This window comes from Devosia riboflavina, assembly GCF_000743575.1.
Classification (GTDB): Bacteria; Pseudomonadota; Alphaproteobacteria; order Rhizobiales; family Devosiaceae; genus Devosia; species Devosia riboflavina.
Genome location: NZ_JQGC01000073.1, coordinates 1 through 754 on the forward strand (window position 1 = coordinate 1; position 754 = coordinate 754).

A 754-nucleotide genomic window follows, 5' to 3' on the forward strand; every position below is an offset into this window, starting at 1 on the left:
TCGACCTATGGCGGCAATCCCTTGGCCTGTGCCATCGGCAATGCCGTGCTCGACCGCATCCAGGCGCCGGGCTTCCTCGAGCATGTCGAGCAGGTTGGCCAGGTGCTCCATTGGCACCTCCAGCAGCTGGCGCAGAAATACCCGCAATATGTCGTCGAGCTGCGCGGCAAGGGCCTCATCACCGGCATCAAGATCACCCCGCCGGTGCGCGATTTCGTCGAGCGCCTCCGCAAGGACCAGCACCTGCTGGCGGTTGCAGCCGGGGACAACGTGCTGCGCCTGCTCCCCCCGCTCGTCATCACCGAAGATGACGTCAAGGAAGCTGTCGGCAAGATCGCCGATGCCTTCGCCGCCCTTGATAGTGAACCGGGCAACGTGCCGCCGATCGATTGATCGGCGGTTCACCCTCAAAGCCACTCAACAAAGGAAACCGGACCAATAAAATGACCGGCACCCCAAGGCATTTTCTGAACCTCCTCGATTTCACCCCCGAAGAGCTCCGCACCATGCTGGCGCTGGCCAGCGAGCTCAAGGCGCTGCTCAAGGCGGGTGAACGACCGCTCCTGCTCAAGGACAAGGTCCTGGCCATGATCTTCGAGCGCCAGTCGACCCGCACCCGCGTCTCCTTCGATGTCGGCATGCGCCAGCTCGGCGGCGAAACCCTGATGCTGACCGGCCAGGAAATGCAGCTCTCGCGCGAGGAAACCCTTGCCGACACAGCACGCGTCATGTCGCGCTATGTCGATGCTATCAT

At 62.7% G+C, this 754-nt stretch carries 1 protein-coding gene and 1 pseudogene; both read left to right on the forward strand.

All coding sequences use genetic code 11. From position 1 onward, the window contains the following. A partial coding sequence (locus JP75_RS24725; protein ID WP_035087916.1) for an aminotransferase class III-fold pyridoxal phosphate-dependent enzyme occupies positions 1-393 on the forward strand: 393 nt, incomplete at its 5' end. Positions 394-443: 50 nt separating this feature from the next. Next, positions 444-754 (forward strand): annotated as a pseudogene (locus tag JP75_RS24730) (ornithine carbamoyltransferase); the annotation flags it as partial.